Source organism: Paenibacillus sp. J22R98 (assembly GCF_059383835.1).
The window spans coordinates 1-21,501 of record NZ_JBXENW010000013.1; the positions used below are offsets into that span (position 1 = coordinate 1).

A 21,501-nucleotide genomic window follows, 5' to 3' on the forward strand; every position below is an offset into this window, starting at 1 on the left:
CTTAGCCGCGTTTACTGCGCCTTCAGCGAGCTTCTCGGTTGTTACCGATCCGTCCTCCAGCTTGCTGGATTGTACCGCGCCATCTGCAAGCTTAGCTGTGTTTACTGCGCCTTCAGCGAGCTTCTCGGTTGTTACCGATCCGTCCTCCAGCTTGCTGGATTGTACCGCGCCATCTGCAAGCTTAGCTGTGTTTACTGCGCCATTGGCGATGTGCCCTTCCTCGATGCAGTCATTTGACAAGGTTTGCTGAGTAGGTGCAAGCACTCCAGGTGCAAGCTTCTCGGCCGTAATTGACCCATCAGCGAGTGCTTCTGTGCCAACTGCGCCTACTGCCAGCTTTTCCGTGGTCACCGAACCGTTGCATAAAGCTGCACTTTCGATAGAGCCCGGGATAAGATGCGACGTGGTAATGGAACGTGCTGCAATCTTGCTTAGCGTAACCGAACCGGCTTGCAGCTGGTTCTCGCCTACTGCGCCGTTAGCCAGCTTGTTGCCGCTGACAGCTCCATCACTAAGCGCCTCGCTGCCAACGGAACCAACTGCATAATGCGCTGAGCCTATGGCTTTGTGCGCAATAATGTTCGAGGTTACGGCCCCGTGCTGCAGATGGCTTTCGCCCACTACGCCGAGTGCGAGCTTCGTGCTCGTTACGGAGCTGTCGCTAAGCGCGTCAGTGCCAACCGACCCGAGTGCCAGCTTCTCACTCGTTACCGCATGATCGCCGAGCGTTTCCGTAATGACTGCTCCGCCAGCCAGTTTCTCGCTTGTTACGGCTGCGTCGACGATGGTATTCGTGCCGACTGCTCCGGTTGCCAGCTTCTCACTCGTTACCGCGCTGTCGCTGAGTGCTTCCGTGCCGACCGCGCTGCTCGCCAGTTTCACACTTGTTACCGCGTGGTCGCTGAGTGCTTCCGAGCCAACGGCTCCGCTTGAGAGCTTCTCACTCGTTACCGCTCCGTCACACAGCACTTTCGTACTTACCGCTCCGCCTGCCAGCTTCGTGCTTGTTACTGCGTTATCGCTGAGTGCCGCTGTGCCGACCGAACCAAGCGCTAGCTTCGCACTTGTTACCGCGCTATCGATGAGCGCTTCCGTACCGACCGAGTCGATCGACAGCTTCGCGCTTGTCACCGCGTTATCGCTCAGCGCTTCTGTGCCGACTGCTCCGCTTACGAGCTTCTCGCTTGTTACCACGCTGTCGCCGAGTGCTGCCGTGCCGACTGCTCCGTTTGCCAGTTTCGCGCTCGTTACCGCGCTATCACCGAGTGCTGCCGTGCCGACCGATCCGCCGGACAGTTTCGCGCTTGTTACCGCGTTATCGCCGAGCGCATCTGTGCCAACTGCTCCGCTTGAGAGCTTCGCTTTTGTCACCGAACTATCGCTGAGTGATTCCGTGCCGACTGCTCCGCTTGCCAGTTTCGCACTGGTCACTGAGCTATCAATAAGCGCTGCCGTACCGACCGATTCGCTTGCCAGCTTTGCACTTGTTACCGCATTATCGCCAAGCGCTTCTGTGCCGACTGACCCACTTGACAGCTTCGCGCTGGTTACCGAACTGTTGCCCAGCGCTTCAGCACTTACGGCTCCTTTGGCCAGCTTCGCGCTGGTTACTGCGTTATCGGCGAGTACATCCGTGCCGACCGAACCGAGTGCCAACTTCGTGCTCGTTACCGCGTTGTCGCCCAGCGCATCTGCGCTTACAGCTCCGCTAGCCAGCTTCTCGCCGGTCACTGAGCCATCAATCAGTGCTTCCGTGCTAACCGATCCGAGCGCAAGCTTCGCACTTGTTACCGCTCCATCGCTGATCGCTTGCGTACTTACCGCACTTATTCCGAGCTTCTCGCTTGTCACTGCGCTATCGCTGAGCGCTTCCGTGCTCACTGCCCCCAGTGCCAATTTCGCGGTTGTAACCGCTCCGTCGCTTAGCACCTTCGTGCCAACTGCACCGTTCGCCAGCTTCACGCCTGTCACTGAGCTATCGCTAAGTGCTTCTGTGCTAACCGCTCCGCTCGACAGCTTCGCGCTTGTTACCACACCATCGCCGATCGCATCCGTGCCGACTGCTCCGCTCGAAAGCTTCGCGCTTGTTACCACGCCGTCACCGAGCGCTTTCGATCCTACAGCTCCGAGCGCCAGCTTCGCGCTTGTAATGACGCTGTTGCCAAGCGCATCCGTGTTCACTGCTCCATGCGCAAGCTTCACGCTTGTTATCGCTCCGTCGCTGATCGCTTTCGCGCCAACTGCTCCTTTAGCCAGCTTCTCGCTCGTAACCGAGTTGTCGCTCAGCGCTTCCGTACCAACCGCACCGTTAGCTAGGTGCGAGCTTTCGACCGCGCCTTCGCTTAACGCATCCGAGCCGACTGCGCCGTTTGCCAGCTTCGAGCTGATCACCGCGCCTTCGCCCAGCGCTTCGCTTCCGACAGCGCCTGCCGTCAGATGCGCACTGGCAATCGATTTCGGCGCAATTTTGCTAAGCGTTACCGCTCCCGGCTGCAAATGGCCTTCGCCGACTGCCGATGTGCCGATCGCTTCAGACCCAACCGCTCCGCTTGCGATCTTCGCGCTGCTGACAGCTCCATCGCTCAGCGTATCGTTGCTGATGGTACCGCGTTTGATTTTGATACCATGGATGATGCCATCCGGGGCTTTATCAAACGTGTAAAACTCCGATGCCAGATGCGCTTGGGAGATCGACCCTTTACGGATGTGATACCCTTGAATGACTTCTGCCTTCAAGTGTTTGCCCGCAATAGTCTCCAGCTGAATGTGATCGCCATGCACAGACAATGATGAAAGCTTCGAGCTTGTTACCGCTTCATCGCAAAGCTGATCCGTACCGACAGACTCCTCAGACATATGAAGCTGCAGGACGCTGTCGATTTTGAGATGCATGCTGCCAACCGAGGATTCTGCGATATGATTGGAATCAATCGCCGATGCCGCCACGTGCTGGCCATGAATCGCGGAAGGCTCAATTGCTCTGGAGCTTACCGCTTCATTTTGCAAATGATAGCCCGCAACACTGCCTTCGCTCAGCTTTGCTGCGGTTACCGAATCGTTGCTCAAATGAACATCACGAACGCTCTCCGGTGCAAGATGCGCGCCGTAAACGGATTGCTCTGCCAAATGCTTGCTGCTGACTGACTCGCTGCCAAGATGGCCGCCGTTAATGGATCCGAGCGAAAGCTTATCGCCCGTAACCGCACCTTGTGCAAGCGCATCGCTGCCTATAACACCAGCGGACAAATGACGTTCGCCGATAATGCCCTTCGCAAGATGCTCGGCATCGATTGCCCCTTTTGCCAGATGCTTACGCGTAACGGAGCCAAAAGCCAACTGATCTCCCGTAACCGAACCGTTTACCAGCTTTGCAGTCGTTACGCTGCTGTCCGCCAGCTTGCTCGATGTCACCGCGCAATCCGTCAGTTTATCCGTAGAAACACTTTCCGGCGAAAGCTTAAGGGAATTCACGATATGATCTGCCAAATGGTGAGAGTGAATCGAGCCCGCCGCCAAATGCCGCTCCGATACGGAGCCGGTCGCCAGCTTAATGGATTTCACTGCACCATCTTGAAGCGCGTTCGTTTCAATCGCGCCTTCGCTGATGTGATACGCTTCGATAAGCCCCGGCTGCAAATGCTGGGAGGAGACCGATTCCGGCGAGATCGCTTCTTCCGTTACCGTTCCCGGCGAGAGATGGAAGGCGCGAACCGCTTCCGGAGCGATTTTGTCAAACGTAATGGACTCATCCGCCAGATGTTTAGTCTGAATAGACAGCTCAGCCAGCTTAGCACTGCTTACGCTGCCATCGATAAGTTTCTGCTCGCTGACCGATGCATCTTGCAGCTGTACTTGACCGACAGCAGCAGCGCTGATATGAACCTGCTTCACCGACAGGGCCGCAAGCTTCTTATCTGTGACGGAACCGTTGGTCAGATGACCGGTAGCTACACTGTCATCAATCAACTGCTTCGAACCGACCGAGTTCTCCGCCAGGTGGCGTTCTTCGATCGTGTCGGATAACATTTTGTCGCCGCTGATGCTGAGTCTGCTGAGGTGTTTGCCGTGTACCGCATCGTCAGTCAGCTTACTTGCCGTAATGCTATGATCCGCGATCTTGGATGCTGTAACCGCATGATCGACGAGTTTAATCGTGGAAATCGACAGGTCCGCAATTTTGGGAGATGAGATTGCATAATCCTGCACATGCTCGGTGCCGATTTCAGCGGGAGCGATATGCTGCGACTTCACAGCGCCATCTTGCAGCTCCTTCGAGCTGACTGCTCCGTGGGCGATGGATTCAGACGTTACGGAACCAGCCTTCAGCTCTCTGGTGCCGACTGCGCCTTCGACCAAATGGGTAGCTGTAATTTCGCCCAGCGCCAAATGTTTCCCTAACAGCACGCGCGGGGCTACATGCTCCGCAAGCAACAGTCCGGGTTGAAGATGCGAGGAGTCGATCGCTCCAATGCTGATCTTCTCACCTGTGATCGAGCCATCGCGCAGCTTCGAGCGGGTTATGGAGCCTTCCGCGAGCTTGGAGGTCGAGACGGCTTCATTTGCAATATTTTCGGTGCGGATCGCAGCACTTTTGATTTTGCTGGATGTAATCGTTTGATCTTCTAGCAGCTCCGATGTAACGATGAGCGGCTTCAAATGTTTCGCTTCAATGGACCCTTCCGCAAGCTTATCGGCGCTAATTGTCCGGTCAGCCAGCTTCTCCGACGTAATGCTGTTGTCGCGCAGCTTATCGCCAGTTATGGAACGGTCGCGAATTTTAGTGCCTGAGATGGCATTCTTCGTCAAATGGTCGCCCGTGATGGATTCCGATGCGATTTTGGACGAAATGATGGCACCATTGGCAATTTTGATACTTTCCACCGCAAAATCGGCAATCGTGTTCGTAATGACCGCACTCTGTTTAATCCGATCGGAGTCAACAGAACCAAATGCCAATTTATTCGATGTAATGGCATTGTCTGCGATGTCATCGGTGTGTATGAAAGGAAGCGGTGAATCCGGCATACGCTTCTCAGCCACCAGCGCCTCTTTGCGCAAGAGCTCCTGTTTCAACAGCTCTTCCATTTGCTCCATATGAAGCCGCTCTGCTTCTTCGTTCTCGCGGGCCAGCCGCTCAATTTCTTCCGTCAAAGCCTGTAGTTCTTCTTCTGTTTGTGTATGTGGAATCTGTGCGACCGGCTCTTCCGAGGCAGCCACAATTAGCTCCGGTTGCGGCACTTGAAGTTCCACGACCTCCGAAGCTTCCTGCACGGCGGTAACTTCAACCTCTTGCTGAGGAGGCTGCTGCTCCGACTCCACCTGCTGTGTAACCTCTTCCGGAGATTCCAGCACAGGTGCTGCTGCATTCACTTGAACCATTTTCTCTTCCGTTTTCGCCGATGTCGGCTTTTTCTTCTTCAATTCCTCGAGCCATTTCAACTCCGACGCGTTCGGATTATCCACATAAAATAACGGCTTCCGCCCTTTGGGGCTTTTTCCTTTGCTGCTCTTCGCCATAGCCCTCTCCTTCTTCCACCTCAAATGTCATAGGTATCATATGCATTCACCCATGGGCTGGTCACATGGTCAAAGGTCAAATTATTTGTAAACGGTGGCCAATGCCTTGAAAACGTTCGGAATAATATGTTGTGTGAAAACGACAGGACCTGGTCGACAGCGAGGTGAAACATGTTCTCTTGCATAGATTGCAGGCGCGAAAAAGCTGCTCCCAAGAAGGAGCAGCCTTGTCCTAATCCTTTGCACTTTTTACATAACAACACCTATTGCTCGATTGCACTTATTCTGACTGCAAGATTACACCTACTGCACGCGATGAACACCGACCGTATGTTGCACATCGCCGGCAATCGTGATCGTCACATTCGATGTCTTGACTGTACCATTATTGTAGAAGGCTTTGAACGTGAATGTCAGCGGTCCATCATCTAGTTCCTCAAAGCTCTCCTCCCACATCTCTCCTGTCCAAGAGGTTTTCGCTGCATAGGCCGGATTAAGATTAACCGTTATCCCATTCATCGTAACCATCACTTGATTAGCATTCGTCGCGGTTCCGGTAGCAGTCGTTGCCCCAGACAACATAAATTTCTCCCCCGCCCAATACACCGAGTAGGCTCGTGGACTATTCGCGTTGCCGCTAACCGCCAGATTACTTTCCTGACGGCGTTCATCCCATAGTTCCGTATGCTTCACTTGCCCGCAAACCGACAGCGGCAGCACAGTGATAGTTTTACGAACGATGACCGGTGGGGCTTTCCCATCAGAAACGGTAAGCTGAGCAGTATAAACTCCTGGCAGTACACCTCTGAAGCTCGGACCTGAAGTGGAGTAAGGATGGTCTCCGTTGTAATTGTACGTCTGACTGCCTCCGGCCGGGTCCGTTATGGAGTACTGCACATCCAAATAATCCTTATCCGGATCTGCAATTACATGTGTCAGCGTAATAGCATCACCTTCATAGACGGGTTTAGGCAGCCAGTCAAAATCCGCGGTAGGCGGCTGGTTCGTTTCAATGTAGAAGTATTTAGGCGAGCTATAAGCACTCCAGTCATACCCGTCGAACACGCGGACGATCACGTACATATTTACCTTATCCGGTAAATCCGTATCAGTTGTCCAGTTTAGGAGCGCGCCGCTCTGAACCCCGGAATCTTTCTCTAAGATGCCACCATAACGATATATCTTGAGTTGGTACTTGGTCTGTGGATCGTCGTCCGGATCTCCATAATTCCATTTAAAGGTTGGGCGAACAACAGTAATCTTAGTCGGATTGTTTTGATCCGTACTGCTTGGAATATAAATATCCGCAACCGGCTTCCGATTGATAATCTGAACATCTTTACTTATTTGCGCTTCCTGTCCAAGAAAATCGGAGACGACTTGTCTGATACTGAATGTACCCAAGGTGTTGAATGTTTTGGTCCATGTCGTCCTTACCGTGCTCTGGAAGCTTTCGACTCCCGTGCTTTGACTCAAGATGTAATACTGATGAGGAAGATTTTCACGCCCTCCATCCTCTTTATCACTTGCTGTTGAGTCAACTGTGATCGCAACCCCGCGATAGGTAGTTACTGGTGTAGTGGTAAAGCCAGGTATCGGCGGGTCATTTGCTCCTGCGAGTTTAGTTATAGTGATGGTGACCACATAATAGGTACTCCACGCTTGATACTCGTCCCTCACACTCATACCCACTTCATATTTCCCTAGCTCCTGAGGTGCAACGAGTTTCTGATTGACCATAGTTCCACTTGGCGTAATGTAGTAAAAAGACTTTTCCATAACACCTTTGGTCACTTTATAGTCAATGCCTGTAGCCTCTGTAGAGTAGTTAGTTGCACTTAAATATCGGTCTGGATCGTAACTGGAGTCTGTCCACTTTATTGTTCCATCCGCATTGGTGGAAAGTGCAAAGTTTGAAATCGGTCTGCGATGAACAATGATTTGAGTGCTGTACGTGTTTGATTCCTTTCGATAATCATTGAATGTCATATCAGGGAATAAATGAGCAGCGTTAGGATCATCAAGCGTTGTATAGCTCACATCATAAAGGCCAATTTTATCAAACGGAGATTTAGGTGTAGTAAACGTTTTTCCTGATAAGTTCGAAGGACCGGACTTACCGTCACCTGCATCTAAGAACTTCTCAGCTACTTTGTTATACGTCCACTTCGTCTTAGCATCGATTAAAGGGTCATTCTCCGTATCGAAATTGGTTAGGGAGTAGAATACGTTATCTCCAACCAAAGCCGTATTGAGCATCAAGGACTTGTTAATGGTGATTTCCGTAAGCTCCATATCCTTAAATTCCGTTAATTCAGTATTACCATAGGGGCAATACATGCCTTCAGTAAATGTACGATCTTCTACATCGATTAATGGAGTACCGTTGACATAAATTTTAATGTTGTCGGCCAATGCTTTAACCGTAAATGCAGTGTACGTCCCCGATCGCATGATGAACGCAGCTTGCGATAAAACCGTTCTCGTTCCATCTTCGATTTTCACCAAACGCACGGTATCATTAGAAGCTTCAACCCGATACATATTATCTTTATCTACCATGCGGAATGAAAATCCAGATGATATATCGGTGTCTTGAAATTTGAAATTGTATTTCATCTTAAACCCTAATGAGAAATCATCCTCTTTTGGCAGCATATCGCTATAGAACTGCCCGTATGAATCATAATGTCTACCAAGTATTGTTGAAGATGCCAGAAGGTAATGACTTTTATACCCTGATTCAACGTCTAGTTGTCCATCCTTTAAAGTTGATAAAGAATAGATATACGCTCCCATAGTAGCAAGTGTCGTTAACTGACCGGATTCTAAATCTAATTGAAGAACCTGTGTATCATAGGTGCCATACATATATCCATTTGGCGTGACTTTAACATCGTTTATCCTTCCCGTTGTCGTCCATGCAAGTGACAGATCGCTAAATTTATATGCGCGAATCTCATTAGCAGCTTGAACAATAATGTAGTCTTTGTATGATCCAATAATGAAGTCAGTTGCAGTTAAAGCTTTGGAAAGAAGCAGGCTGCCATCGCTTGCCTTTCTAGTGATTAAGTTATGCGTACCGCTATAACGGACGATATAGCCAATCTTACTGCCATCGAAACTACTGGCTAGCTTTCCTCCAAAACTATAACCATTACTACGACTGTACCCCCCAAATTGAGAATCATACATTGTACCATCCTTAATGGTATAGATGGGTTTTCCTGTCTTGCCATCGAGTTTAGTCAATGCCAGCTCATAGAAAGTCATACTCGATGAAGATCCTTGCGATGGCGTTCTAGACCACTTATCGAAAGACTCATAGTAAACATTTCCGTTTGCATCATAACCTAATGGAGATATAGACACTCCCTCATGTGCTTTTCCCGTAGGAACATAAAACACCCCAGCCGGTAAATCTTCTGTGAAATTTGTTGTGGAGTTTAATGTATACGATGATGAGAATGGAAAATTTTCAGATGCATCTTGCCCACTAAAGGACATTTGCGGGAAGTTTCTGGTCGTGTATACCTTTTTGTAATCCAGGTTAAATTTAATGGGCTTGTTAGCCAACAAAGAATGGGTGCCAATAATGAAATGGTCACTTCCCGCAACACCCCAGCCAGAAGTAGGATTACTAATCTTTAGTTCTGGAGTCTGTCCTAGTGCCAACTGTGTAAAGGTATAAAGGTAATCGTAGCTCGCGTCTAAAACATAGACCAACTCTGAACTTCGATCGATTTCGGCTACACTTATTTGCGGATAGGTGCGCAGCAGAGTCGAACCTTTATAAATCTGTATATCGTGATCATATTTAGCGCTGTTTGGAACCACAACCATCTTGTAATCATCAAACAAGACTGTACTCTCACTTTGATCCACCATGGGACTAACCGTTATTCCTGTTTTTGAAGGCCCTCTCCAAAGGTTAAATCCGTATGAGACCACACTAGACAGCGAGTTTTCTTCACTATCCCAGATCCATCGCTTCACTGGACTTATATTCTTCCACGTTGAAGATACTAGATCACTTGGCCTTAATTTGTACGTCATCCCATACATAGGCGGAGAAGAATTTTCGCCTTTCATCTCAAACGAAACAAATGGAGCATCATTAAGAACGTCTATGATGATGGATTCACAGGCGCTTTTCCCCCAGTCTTCTGTTCCGCAGGCTTCAATTTGACGCTTCCCAACGGTTAAGTATTTAAGATCTATTTTCCCAGTCCCGTAGTTTATGGTGACAGGGGTTTCTTCAACAAAGTTACCATCATTGTCTTTATCGTAACGCTCTTTAATTTGCTTGGACACGATCGTGTCACCGTCGATACTGAATATATCGATTGAATAGTTGCCTGTGACGTTTCTAAGCAGCTTCAAAGGGCCGGTGATCGTCACATCTGGGGGCAAGTCAGGCTTTACTGTCAACGTGTGCTGGGCAGGAGCTAATGATTTCAATCCAATCGAATCATAAACGTGCAGTGAAATAATTTCAGTACCAGGCGTTGTGTAGATTGTCTTTTTGTTCGTCCACTCGTCTCTTGCATGGTCGATGGATCGGCCAGCAATGGGACTGTAACTATGAGTGGAACCAAATGGACTCGACAGCGGCCTTCCCTCTACAACCTCTAAAGGTCCATCGATGATCGGGACTGGATTTGGCGGCACGACTTGAATGGTTGTACAAGCTGTTGTCGTAGCCCCATGCTCGTCTCGCATCTGTGCGCACACACGGTGTGATCCGAGCTTGTCCATAGTCAATGTATGCTGGCCGTCATTAAATTCAACGCTCTTCGATGGAATCGACTGCACAAATGCATTTCCTGCAGCAAAATCGAAGCCCAAGAAAGTCAAAAGGTCACCATCTGGATCAAAGGGCGTTGGGATTGATGGATCATCAATATAGATGAGATCGAGCACCGTTCCCTCTAAGACTTGGGTCAGCGGTTTGGTTGGAGCATATGGATAAACAAATCCAATTTGAAATGTTGGTGGATTATTAGGGCCGGTATCCTTTGGTTTCTCATAAAAGAATGTTACATACGCTTCCGGCAGAGCAGAGGTTAAATTTACACTGATGCTCGAACCAGCTGTTACGGTGTTCGAATACGCAACATAAGAAAGATTCTTACCTTGAAGAATTCCGTATGTAGCTGAATTGTCGGAAACCACTTGAGAATGCGGCAAAGTCGTAACTGGAATCAGTTCATCGGTCTGCTGCACATAAGTTTCGGACGAACTGTTACGAACCATGTGCCGAACGTGGATCTTACCAGCACTGACTACATCATAGACATAGTACAAATATAGCGTTTTAAAGGATGAGCTATTGTAGGTTGGAATGCTGTATTCCCCTGCTGTCAGGCTGCTAAAATTCGTCGGCGGCGTGCCTGTTGTAGTTTTTACATAACCCTCATAGTCATACCCCGCTGCTGAAGGATGCGTTGGAGTAAAAGAATTGCCATTCGTTAAATCAATGGTTTTGTCAGGAAACACAGAACTGAGACTCTGGCCGGTAGTCGTGACATGGCGCACATGAGCTTTGCCATCTGACGTTTCTTGATCATAGTAAAGATTGAGATAGTATCGATCATATTTCCCATCGTATACAAAGGAAGGTGGGCTTCCAGTAATGATCGATCCCCCGCTTGGGGGGCTTAAGGTACTTTTCTTATAGCCGTTATACGTGTAGCCAGCTGCCGTTCCAGGATTGATAGACTGGCTTTGGCCTTGTGTCATGTTTTTCGTCTGATCGGTAAAGGCCGCATCGATATTCGTGCCAGACGTTGTGTAGTGATGAACTTCCAGTACGCCGTCGAGCTGGAATTCGAATAGAATCGGAAGATAATAGCGGTTGATTTTTGTGAGTAGTGTACAAGTTGGACAATAGGTATCATGAAATAAAAAATTCATGTCGTAAACATCTGCAGAGTTTAATGCCGCTGGAGCAGAAGCCGTAAAAGAAATGCTCGAAGTGCCTTTTCCCGTTTCATTGCTTTTGATGGGAGTTCCAATATTGGAACTTACGAATTTTGAGAATTCTGGGTAGTCCTCTGATCCTGCCCGAGACCGCTGATATAAATCCATATCCGTTGCAGATTTAAAGTTGTACACTTTTACATCGCGAACCTTTCTTCCAGTAAAGGAGAAGGTATATGGATGTGTAAACGTGACTGTTTTTCCAGGCGCATCGGGATCTGCCGAATCCCACGTTCCGTCGTTTTTACTCCATGTTTCATAATACATGAATCCAACAGCATAATACCGCGCTTCACCTGCAGTATTGCAATCAAGGACAGGCATAACACTCGCATTATCTCCAAGGGCGGCATTAGCTTTCTCTGGGGCTAGGTTAATAAACATGCTGAATATTAAAGTAACAATAAGGATGATACTCGTTATACGCTTCATGGTGTCTCCTTAGTTGAATGGATTTTTGACAACGATAGGAGCTGAATTCAATCCAACGGAGCTGCTAATTCCAATATATTGAGCATCTTTGAGCGTGAAATTCGCCCAATTTTTATCTCCTAGTGAATCAAGATCCGTTCTGGATTCAATAAAGTAATAGTGAATTCGAAACGCTCCAATAGACTCGCGGAAATTGAAAAGTTCTGGTCGGTTGCGGAATTTATTAACATCCGAGAGATAAAAGAGCCCTGTCCCCATCGAGCCACTTTGAGTGGTTGTTGATTTGATATAAGGGACACCGCTAGTGTCCTTCGTCAAATCCCACCGATAATAAATAGATTCATTCAAAATAAACGGAAAATCACTATATTCTAAAACATAGGCTTGCGTAGCCCGTTGTCCTGTCTGATAGACATCGAGATAAAGTTCTCTCCCCTTGTAATAGGGTAAAAACGGTTTAATATCCACTAGATCCGCTACATCCTCGACGTTCGGAATATCCTCATTCCCCACCCATACAAACTGTGCCACTGCATCCCATCGAACAGGAACATCTAGTCCCTCACTAATCACGCGAATCGGGACAAGCGTACGCCCATTCTCAACGATGGCCGGCTGTGCTAATGTTACGCTATTCCCATTAATAACCGCTTCGTTTGATCCGACCGTAAGCTTAATCGTCTTGCTTCCTTTCAAGACCTGAATCGTGCTGCCTTCTTGGGTAACAGTCGCTTGCAACTTCTCCGACACGTACCGAACAGGAATCAACACGGTACCATCAACCATCTTAGGTTTCACGTCGAATGCAATTTTACGGGCATTATATAGAACCTCAATGGATACATCCGGCTTCACGATCTTAACTTTCGAACGCGCATCTGCACTCACTGCACCCATAGGTACTAGCAACGATAAAGCTATTGCCGAACTAATTAGATTGTTTTTCATGTCACAACATCTCCCTTAATATTTTCATCAGATCACTAAATCCTATTAATCTTCCACCACATTATCTCCCGGTCTATCCACTCGCGGCGTGCCCGCTTTTTCATTACTAGCCTGCACAATCCCCATCACACCTAAAGAAATAACCATCAACATAATTACAACCACAAGCGAATAAAACATCTTCATTCCAAACACTCCTCTAAGTTGAATTTGACTACGCAGCTTTTATTGGAACTAACATATTCTACCACTTTTCGCTACAATTCGACGAGAGAAATCTATCATTTTCTACCATTTCATCCAACCAATCGCACAAAAAAAGCACCTACTCGCAAGCTGAATAATCAGCCGCAAGCAGGTGCTTCCTGCATGTCGTCTTAATAAAATTCGTACGCAACGTTATTCTTTGCTGCCTACTACATCTCTCTTTGGTTACTTCCTATCTTACTTTGGAGTTCGACATTTTTCAACCTTTATTTTACAGTTTTTATCTCTCATTCTAATCTTCTTCGCTCTTATCTTTTGCTCTTATCTTCTGCTCTTATCTTCTGCTCTTATCTTCCGCCCTTATCTTCCGCTCTTAACTATCTCGTCAATCAGTCCCCCGCACTCCCATCATCGGCTTCCACCTGTGCGTCTCGGAACAACTCCAGCCATCGCTCAGCCGAATGCTGCCATGTAAAGTGCTGCTCCACTCGCTCCCGGCTTTGTCGCCCCATCCGCATACGCAGCTGATCATCGCGCAGAAGCTCCAGCAAACGCTCCCGCATCTCATTCACCACATCGTCCGGGTTGACCAAATAACCGGTGACGCCGTCCTCGATAATTTCCTTCATACCGCCGGCACGCGTCGCGACGACAGGCAACCCACAGGACATCGCTTCCACATTCACTAGGCCGAACGCCTCCCGCTTCCCAGACGGCACCACAGCGACATCCGCTGCGAGGAACCAGCTCGGCACTTCGGAATATGGTACATAAGGCACGAACTGCACATGTCCCTTCAGCTTCCGACCAAGCTGCCGCAGCTGCCTCACATAAGCAGTTGTACGCTTGGAACCGTAGAACGCGCCGCCTACAATAACCAGAAGCGCCGAAGGATGCTGCTGCACAAGCTTAGGCATGAGCTTCAGCAAATGGTGGACCCCTTTGATTGCAAGAAGTCTGCCCATAAACAAGATCACGCTTCTGCCCGACCAACCGCGTTCAGTTCGCAGCTGAGCCCTGCGATAAGCCCCCGTCAAAGAGTACTGCGACTGAAAACGTTCCGTATCGACTCCGGGATACACGACATGCAGCTTGTCGGCACATTCCGGCACCCTAGCGGCTACGTCCTCTTTCAAATACTCGCTATTCACGATAATGCGATCAGCCGCTCGGAAACTCCGGGTAAGGAGCGCGCTGCTTATGGCTTGTTTGCGGATAAAAGTCGAGGAATGCAGATTCAGCCATATTTTACTCTGCGGCCGCAGCCTTCTTAGTTTCAAGGCATAATGAGGCCTATTCTCGATCTGGAGTAAATCCGGTTGGTGAGTCATAATGGATTGGCCCACCCGCTTCAAATATAACCGTTTATTGTGAGCCGGGTATCGAACCACGGACGCGCCGCCAAGCATCGTCCTATTATCCAGCGACCGGCTTGATCTCCCATATATATAGGCTTCCACACGAGGAACAAGCAGTGGCACAAGCTTCTCTACAACGCGCTCCACGGAGCTGCTGCTTTGAGAAGGCAGCACATACGTACCCGGTGTCACAAATGCGATTTTGGCTCTAGCTCTAGCCATGAACGAAGCCCGCCTCTCTTTCAACAGCTTGCTTCTCCTATCATACGTACAAGGTTCGCTCGCTGACTCCGACAGAGGCCCCATTCCAACGATTCCGCTGCATCCAACTTACCGGTGTCTGCTCCACAATTGCTGCAGTAGCATACATAATCCATACGGTCCCAGATAAGCGCCGCTCCCCAGAAAAATCGGACTCAGCAGCACCTCATGCACCTGTGTCATAAAAACGGTATCGTCGAGCAATGTCCTCGCCACACTGTTCGCTGCAATACTGAAGAACCCCAGATAGGCCAGAACCGCCAGCCCATCAATGATTTTTCGAAGACTATCGTACTTGACCCGAAGCACCGCCAAAATAAAGCCCCCAACAATCGCTCCAATGAGCATTAAGCCTGTCATTCGATCACCTCATATGACAGTATTTGCATACATATTCCGCCCTTAAACGTGCTTCCAGGGAACTCTATTGATAAATGAGTCGCGATATGTCAAACTAGTCGGAGACCACCACGATAAACCCCCGTTTAATCCAGAGAGGACGTGAACTACCGGCATGACCAAATGGCTGCTCCGATCCATGACTGAGCTTAGCTCGCGCAAATGGATTTCGCGAATAACCGGTCGATTTGCCCAGTCGCCCGCTAGCCGGCGCTTTATTCCAAGATTCGCTCGTATGTACGGGATCGCTATAGAGGAAGCCGAGAAACAGCTGCATGACTATTCTACATTGAATGAGTTTTTCACAAGGCGCTTGAAGCCCGGCGCACGTTTGGTTGATGCAGACCCCGCTGCGCTTGTCAGCCCGGTTGATGCACTCATTACAGGCTGCGGTCCGATAGAGCAAGGCACGATTCTTAATGTCAAAGGCCAGGATTACACCATCGAAGAGCTGCTCAATCGCTCTCCCCGCATGGAGAATTACAAGAATGGCTACTATATGGTGCTGTACCTTAGCCCGACCGACTATCACCGCATACATACGCCGATTGCAGGCACGATTGTGGAACGCGAGCATGTACTTGGCAAAGTTTATCCTGTCAACGATTTCGGCCTCCGGCATATGCGCCGCGTGCTGAGCCGCAATGAAAGGCTCATCACCTACATGCGACATGCAAACGCAGAGACCGCCATCGTTAAGGTTGGCGCAATGAATGTCAGCAGTATCAAATATGTACTGCCCCTTCAGGAACGCATGGACAAAGGTGCAGATCTTGCATACTTCGAGTTTGGTTCAACCGTTGTACTGCTAACCGAGGATGACAGCTTCTCCCCGCGTCCGGATTTGAAGACAGGACTTAAAGTACGCATGGGCGAGAAACTCGGCACCCTTTCCAACACATAGCGAATAAAGCTGTCCAAAAGTCTCACTTCCGACTTTTGAGACAGCTTTTTTGTTTGTGTACTTGAAACAAGGTACCGCTCACTCCGCCCCGTCCCCAAACAACGACACTGCTATCGCTTCAATCCGCTCTGCTCCAGCCTTGATCAGTTCCTCTGTCAGATGAGAGAAGCCAAACAATACCGAATTGTATGGCTCTTCCCCTTCCCAGGACGAATCACCGACAGACCAAAGTATGCCAGCCGCCTCACACGCATCCTTAAGACGGGCATAGCTTGCCCTATCGCCTCGCCACTCGGCATACACATGAAGTCCCGCATCCGCAGGAACAAACCTGAACCACCTCATTAGACGCGGCTCGAAGTGTTCGCGAAACGCAAGCAGCCGCCGACCGATGACCCGCTTCATTCGCCGCAAATGACGGGAGTAACAGCCGCTCATGATGAAATGTGCCAGCGTACGCTGTTCAACAAGCGCGGAAGGATGCGGCTCCAGCAGCGCTTTCGCAAGGCGAAACGGCTGTGCCAAGGACGCAGGCAGCACCACATAACCAATGCGCAATTCAACGAACATCGTCTTCGAGAAGGTTCCCATGTAGACGACTCGATCCTCCCGATCGAGCGCCTTCAGCGGCTCTACCGGCCTGCCTCCCCAGCGCAGCTCGCTGTCGTAATCATCCTCAATAATGACGGCTCCTTGTCTCCCCGCCCACTTGAGCAGCTCCACTCTCCGTTTTGCCGATAACACTGCACCTGTAGGAAATTGACGCGTAGGCGTCACTACAAGCAGCTTAGACGGCCAGTCCTGCGGCACTATGCCGTCATTGTCCACAGGTGCTGAAAGAATCTCACCTCCAGTGGCAGCAACCGCTCTGCGAATTCCATTAAAGCTCGGATTTTCAACCACCACGGGCAATTCCGGACGTACGAGCAGCATGGACAACAGCGCGATCGCATGCATGGAGCCGTTTGTAATGTAAATATGCGATGCATCCGCGCGTATCCCCCGTTCACGTCGCAGATCCTTCGCAATGGCTTCCCGAAGTGGCAGGTAGCCTTCGACTTCACTGCTAATAGCGGGGAAAGCAGCCATCATCTCGCGAATCTCGGCATGCATCGCGGCTTTCCACTCCTCCACCGGAAATTGCGAGGAATCTACATGTCCAATCCTGAAGCTGACCACCGCCGAGCCGCCTGCTTCCATGACAGGATGACTCTCGATGGTCGTGAACAACTTCCTGGATGCGGTAAGCTGCTCCGCCCAAGCTGATAACGTGATATCCGCACTGGCACCGGTTGCTGCCCCAACCGCACCATTCCCAATCGCTTCCCCGGTTGAAGCTGCACTTACAAAAGTTCCACTCCCGCCCTCAGCCCACGCAAACCCTTCCGCAATCAACATATCGTACGCTTGATTCACGGAACCGCGCGACACACCATACAGCTCAGCCAGCTTCCGGCTGGAAGGCAGCCGCGTCCCTCCCGCTAACGTTCCGCTCATGATTCCTTCGCGCAGCGCATGAAAAAGCGCCTCTGTCTTGCGTCCGAGTTCCTCATAGTACCGCTCATAGGGAATGCGAAAATCCATATCCATAAAACCCACCTGCCCCATCTAAATGCTCATCCGATAATTGGTCTAGTGAAAATAGACTAAATTGGATCTTTTTAATTGTCAATAATCGCAGTATGCTCATACCTATTAAGTCCGGCGCGCGGGCACTATTTCACAAAGTAATGGGGGGATTCACGATGCGCAGGAAAGAATTCGCGATGAATGAAGAAGAGGATTACGAGGAAATCGAAAGCTTCCTGGGCGAGATGAGCTTCGGGTTTCTGGGGACCGTTTCAGAAAGCGGCGAGCCAAACATGACTCCGCTGAATTTCGTCTATGTGAACGGGAGCATTTATTTCCACGGAAGCAGAGCCGGGGAGAAAATGACGCAGCTCAAAGCGAACGAGCGCGTCAGCTTCATGGTCGCCAAAGAATATGCGATCATTCCTTCGTACTTCACCGATCCGCTTATGGCTTGTCCGGCTACGGCTTTCTTCAAATCGGTCCGCATAGATGGCTGCGCTGCCGTTGTCGATGATCCGAATGAGAAAGCGGAAGCGCTCGAAGCGCTCATGCGCAAGCTGCAGCCGGAAGGCGGCTACAAAACAATCGATGCAAGCGACCCCGACTATATTCCGCGTCTGAAGGGGGTAGCTGTAGTACGGATTGATGCCGACCGAATGACAGGGAAGTTTAAATTCGGACAGAACCTAAAGACAGCTGAGAAAGCAACGATCACAGATCAGCTCGCTAAGCGCGACCTTCCGATGGATGCAGAGACCATTGCCCTCATGCAGCGCTACTGTCCTCATGCGAAAGCCATAGGAGACTAATGCCAATGTGTTAGCACAGCAGAACAAGGCAGCCCTCAGACTGCCTTGCTGCGATGCCTGCATCCTACTTCTTCTGAGCTGTTGAGCATTGAATCGTCGCGCCTTGAATCGTTTTTCTGAGGACGCTTCGGAAGACTGCTGCGGCCACGTTATTATAGTTGCTATAGAAGTCCGATAGATCATCATTATAGAATTGGACGACAAAAACTTTAAACACCGGATATACGGATACTAGGCCGAAATTATTCCTTACTGCAACAAATTTGAACAGCCGATTCGTGCAAAATGCCCGGCGGAAGAGGATTGCGATGGTCCGCGGAGTAAGGCTTCGTGTAATCGGCATTACCAGCTTGCCTTGGCTGTCTCGCACCTGCACCAGTATCCGATAACTTCCCAAATTGTTGTTCAGCACGAGAAGTGTAGCGAGTGCTTTCGCTTTCAATGTCCCTTTTACGCGCAGCGTAACCAAATAATTGCCGCTTGCCAATCTACGCAAAGGATCAACTTGCACAAGCGGGTCATTCCCTACAGAATACTTGATTTCATTAAAGTACGTGAATTCAGGCGCCGATAATGAAATACGGGCTTTCTTAGCTGACTCGGCCATATTTTCGCCTCTCTCCGCTCATTCAGACTATGCTGTATTCTATATTATTTAGCCTGAAGCTACTGAGGAACTGCCTGTACCTATAACGAACAAAAAAAGAGCCTATCGGATTTCCGACGGGCTCTTTCCTGTATACTGCTTAAACTGCCTGCTGAAGAAAAAAATATCGCGATACCCCAGCGCATCGGCGACTTCCGTCACATTCATGCCGGCATGCATGAGCAAATGCTGCGCCCGATCGATACGCGTGCGAATCATGTAGTTCTGCACCGATGAACCGATCAGTTCCTTGAACTTGATCGAGAAATATCTCGGCGACAGTTGGGCGCGCTGTGCCAAATCTTCCACTCGATGCGCGATCCCGGGGTTTTGCCGAATATAGTTGGCCACCTCATGAATGGCTTCCGTCAATTGGTTGCTGACCTTTCGCTCTACCGGACCTTCCAGATCCTCGCGCAGCAAGTAAATCATGAGCTGCTTTAAGATCAATTGCGCCTCTTCCTCCGCGGCGAAGGTCTTCACAAGAAACAATCGTACATAACGGGACAACAGATGCTCGAAATCTACCGTTTCCTTGAGCATCCGATAAGATTGCGGCACGATGCCTACCTTCTCCGAAACGTCAAAATGAATATAAGTCAGTACAAGCGGCTTCTGCGGGTTATGAGTCGCACTCGTATAATCCCCCGGCTTAAATAGAAAACAGCTCCCTTTACTGACAGAAAAAGGCACGCCGTTTAATTTAACTTCTCCGCTGCCGCTCCATACATAGAATAAGTCGTAATTCGCCAGCGGTTTTTCGCGCTTTTGCCACTTCCAGCCCGGCTCGCAGACGATTTTGGCTAGCGCGGGTTTTAATTGAAAAGATGTCGGCGCACAGTGCAGCATCTCAGCTTCCTCCGTTTGCAAAAACAATATCGTTGTCATCATACAATACTGCGATTCCTTTGCCAATATGGACACCCTGCTGGATGGACGGCCCCCATGAAATAATTGTTACAAAAATGTGATTGTAACATGGCCTTCCACTCCCAATAAGTGATATAATATCTCCTAAACGGTTTCCAATGGAAACCAAACGAGAATGAAACGCCGGAAGGATGAATGAAGTCGATGAACCCACTTGCCCAGCAATTGAACGCGACGATTGAGCGAGAGAATGGTCATGTATTCGCCATGTTGTCAACACTCGGTAAAGCTATTTATTTCCCGAAGGAAGGCATTTTGAGCCAATCAGCCGAAGCAAAAGCGAAGGCGAAGAAGTACAATGCAACAATTGGTATTGCCATTGAGAACGGCCAGCCTATGCATTTGAAGGTCATTCAAGACACGCTCTCCGCTTATAATCCGAAGGATCTCTATGAATATGCACCACCGGCAGGAAAGCCGGAGCTGCGTGCCGCATGGCGCAGCAAAATGCTGAAGGAGAACCCTTCGCTTGCAAATAAAAACTACGGCAATCCTGTCGTTACGAACGCTTTGACACATGGCCTCAGCATTGTAGCGGATCTCTTCGCGGATGCAGAGGACGCCGTTATTATTCCGAACAAGAACTGGGAAAATTACGAGCTGACCTTCGGCATTCGCCGCGGAGCTGAAATCGTGCAATACCCGCTCTATAACAACGAGAACCGCTTCAACAGCGACGGACTTCGCGAAGCCCTGCTTGCTCAGAAGAGCAAAGGCAAAGCGATCGTCGTACTCAACTTCCCGAATAACCCGACCGGTTACACACCGGGCGCGCAAGAAGGCGTTGAAATCGTTGGGGTAATCCGCGATGCGGCAGAAGCCGGCATCAACGTTGTAGTCGTGACCGACGATGCGTACTTCGGTCTGTTCTTCGAAGGCTCCATGCACGAATCGCTGTTTGGTCAATTGTCCGATCTTCACCCTCGCGTGCTGCCGATCAAAGTCGACGGCGCGACGAAGGAAGAATACGTATGGGGCTTCCGCGTAGGTTTCATTACGTATGCGAGTGCATCCGATGCCGTGCTTGCTGCACTTGAGCAGAAGACACTTGGCATCATCCGTGCGACGATTTCCAGCGGCCCGCATCCTTCCCAAACCTTCGTGCTTCATGCGCTGCAATCGAAGGACTTCGAACCGCAGAAGGAAGAGAAGTACGCGATTATGAAAGGCCGCGCCAACCGCGTGAAAGAGCTGCTCGACAGCGGCCGCTACGGCGATGTTTGGTCCTACTATCCGTTCAACTCCGGCTACTTCATGTGCCTCAAGCTGAACAACGTAGAAGCTGAAACCGTCCGTACCCGTTTGCTCGACGCTTACGAAATCGGTACAATCGCGCTTGGCGAAACCGACCTTCGTGTAGCCTTCTCTTGCATTGAAGAAGAGAACCTCGAGGAGCTGTTCGATACGATCTACAAAGCCGTTCAAGATGTCGCGGTTGCCAGCAAATAAATCGAAGCTTCTGCTAAGTTTCCACAAAGCAGAAAAGGGCAGTGAGCGAAGGTCATGATTACGACCTATCCTCACTGCCCTATTTAT

12 protein-coding genes are annotated in these 21,501 nt (G+C 49.7%); 3 read left to right on the plus strand and 9 right to left on the minus strand.

The genetic code is table 11. From position 1 onward, the window contains the following. From AC50Y3_RS27240 to AC50Y3_RS27265, 6 genes are all read right to left on the minus strand, one after another. Positions 1-5,517, minus strand: a 5,517-nt coding sequence (locus tag AC50Y3_RS27240; protein ID WP_494821857.1) for a hypothetical protein, incomplete at its 3' end; no start/stop codon positions are given. A gap of 303 nt (positions 5,518-5,820) precedes the next feature. Continuing rightward, positions 5,821-11,931 (minus strand): glycoside hydrolase family 78 protein, encoded by a 6,111-nt coding sequence (locus AC50Y3_RS27245; RefSeq protein WP_494821858.1) that lies wholly within the window; start codon positions 11,929-11,931, stop codon positions 5,821-5,823. Between the two features lie 9 nt (positions 11,932-11,940). Further along, a complete protein-coding gene (locus AC50Y3_RS27250; protein WP_494821859.1) occupies positions 11,941-12,879 on the minus strand; it encodes a stalk domain-containing protein in 939 nt (312 codons plus the stop codon). 45 nt (positions 12,880-12,924) lie between these two features. Next, positions 12,925-13,065 carry a hypothetical protein gene (locus AC50Y3_RS27255; protein WP_494821860.1) on the minus strand — a complete coding sequence of 47 codons (141 nt, stop codon included), beginning with the start codon at positions 13,063-13,065 and terminating at the stop codon, positions 12,925-12,927. 410 nt (positions 13,066-13,475) lie between these two features. Next, positions 13,476-14,666: a glycosyltransferase family 4 protein gene (locus AC50Y3_RS27260; RefSeq protein ID WP_494821861.1), complete on the minus strand. Its 1,191-nt coding sequence runs from the start codon at positions 14,664-14,666 to the stop codon at positions 13,476-13,478. A gap of 108 nt (positions 14,667-14,774) precedes the next feature. Further along, entirely contained in the window at positions 14,775-15,065 is a 291-nt protein-coding gene (locus AC50Y3_RS27265) for a transposase (protein ID WP_494821862.1), read from the minus strand. A gap of 154 nt (positions 15,066-15,219) precedes the next feature. Here AC50Y3_RS27265 and asd point away from each other — a divergent pair, with 154 nt between their 5' ends. Continuing rightward, on the plus strand, positions 15,220-16,008 hold the full coding sequence (gene asd, locus AC50Y3_RS27270; protein ID WP_494821863.1) for an archaetidylserine decarboxylase: 789 nt from the start codon (positions 15,220-15,222) through the stop codon (positions 16,006-16,008). Positions 16,009-16,086: 78 nt separating this feature from the next. Here asd and pdxR read toward each other — a convergent pair whose 3' ends face one another. After that, entirely contained in the window at positions 16,087-17,592 is a 1,506-nt protein-coding gene (gene pdxR / locus AC50Y3_RS27275) for a MocR-like pyridoxine biosynthesis transcription factor PdxR (RefSeq protein ID WP_494821864.1), read from the minus strand. A gap of 161 nt (positions 17,593-17,753) precedes the next feature. On the opposite strand from pdxR, the gene AC50Y3_RS27280 reads away from it, so the two are divergent. Beyond that, on the plus strand, positions 17,754-18,389 hold the full coding sequence (locus AC50Y3_RS27280; protein WP_494821865.1) for a pyridoxamine 5'-phosphate oxidase family protein: 636 nt from the start codon (positions 17,754-17,756) through the stop codon (positions 18,387-18,389). 64 nt (positions 18,390-18,453) lie between these two features. Here the strand turns inward: AC50Y3_RS27280 and AC50Y3_RS27285 are convergent, their stop codons facing one another. Together AC50Y3_RS27285 and AC50Y3_RS27290 are read right to left on the minus strand one after the other, a co-directional pair. Then, a complete protein-coding gene (locus AC50Y3_RS27285; protein ID WP_494821866.1) occupies positions 18,454-18,996 on the minus strand; it encodes a hypothetical protein in 543 nt (180 codons plus the stop codon). A gap of 102 nt (positions 18,997-19,098) precedes the next feature. Next, positions 19,099-19,884, minus strand: coding sequence for a helix-turn-helix domain-containing protein (locus AC50Y3_RS27290; protein ID WP_494821934.1), 786 nt, complete (start codon positions 19,882-19,884; stop codon positions 19,099-19,101). 225 nt (positions 19,885-20,109) lie between these two features. Here AC50Y3_RS27290 and AC50Y3_RS27295 point away from each other — a divergent pair, with 225 nt between their 5' ends. Next, positions 20,110-21,414 (plus strand): aminotransferase class I/II-fold pyridoxal phosphate-dependent enzyme, encoded by a 1,305-nt coding sequence (locus AC50Y3_RS27295; protein WP_494821867.1) that lies wholly within the window; start codon positions 20,110-20,112, stop codon positions 21,412-21,414. Positions 21,415-21,501: the final 87 nt, after the last annotated feature.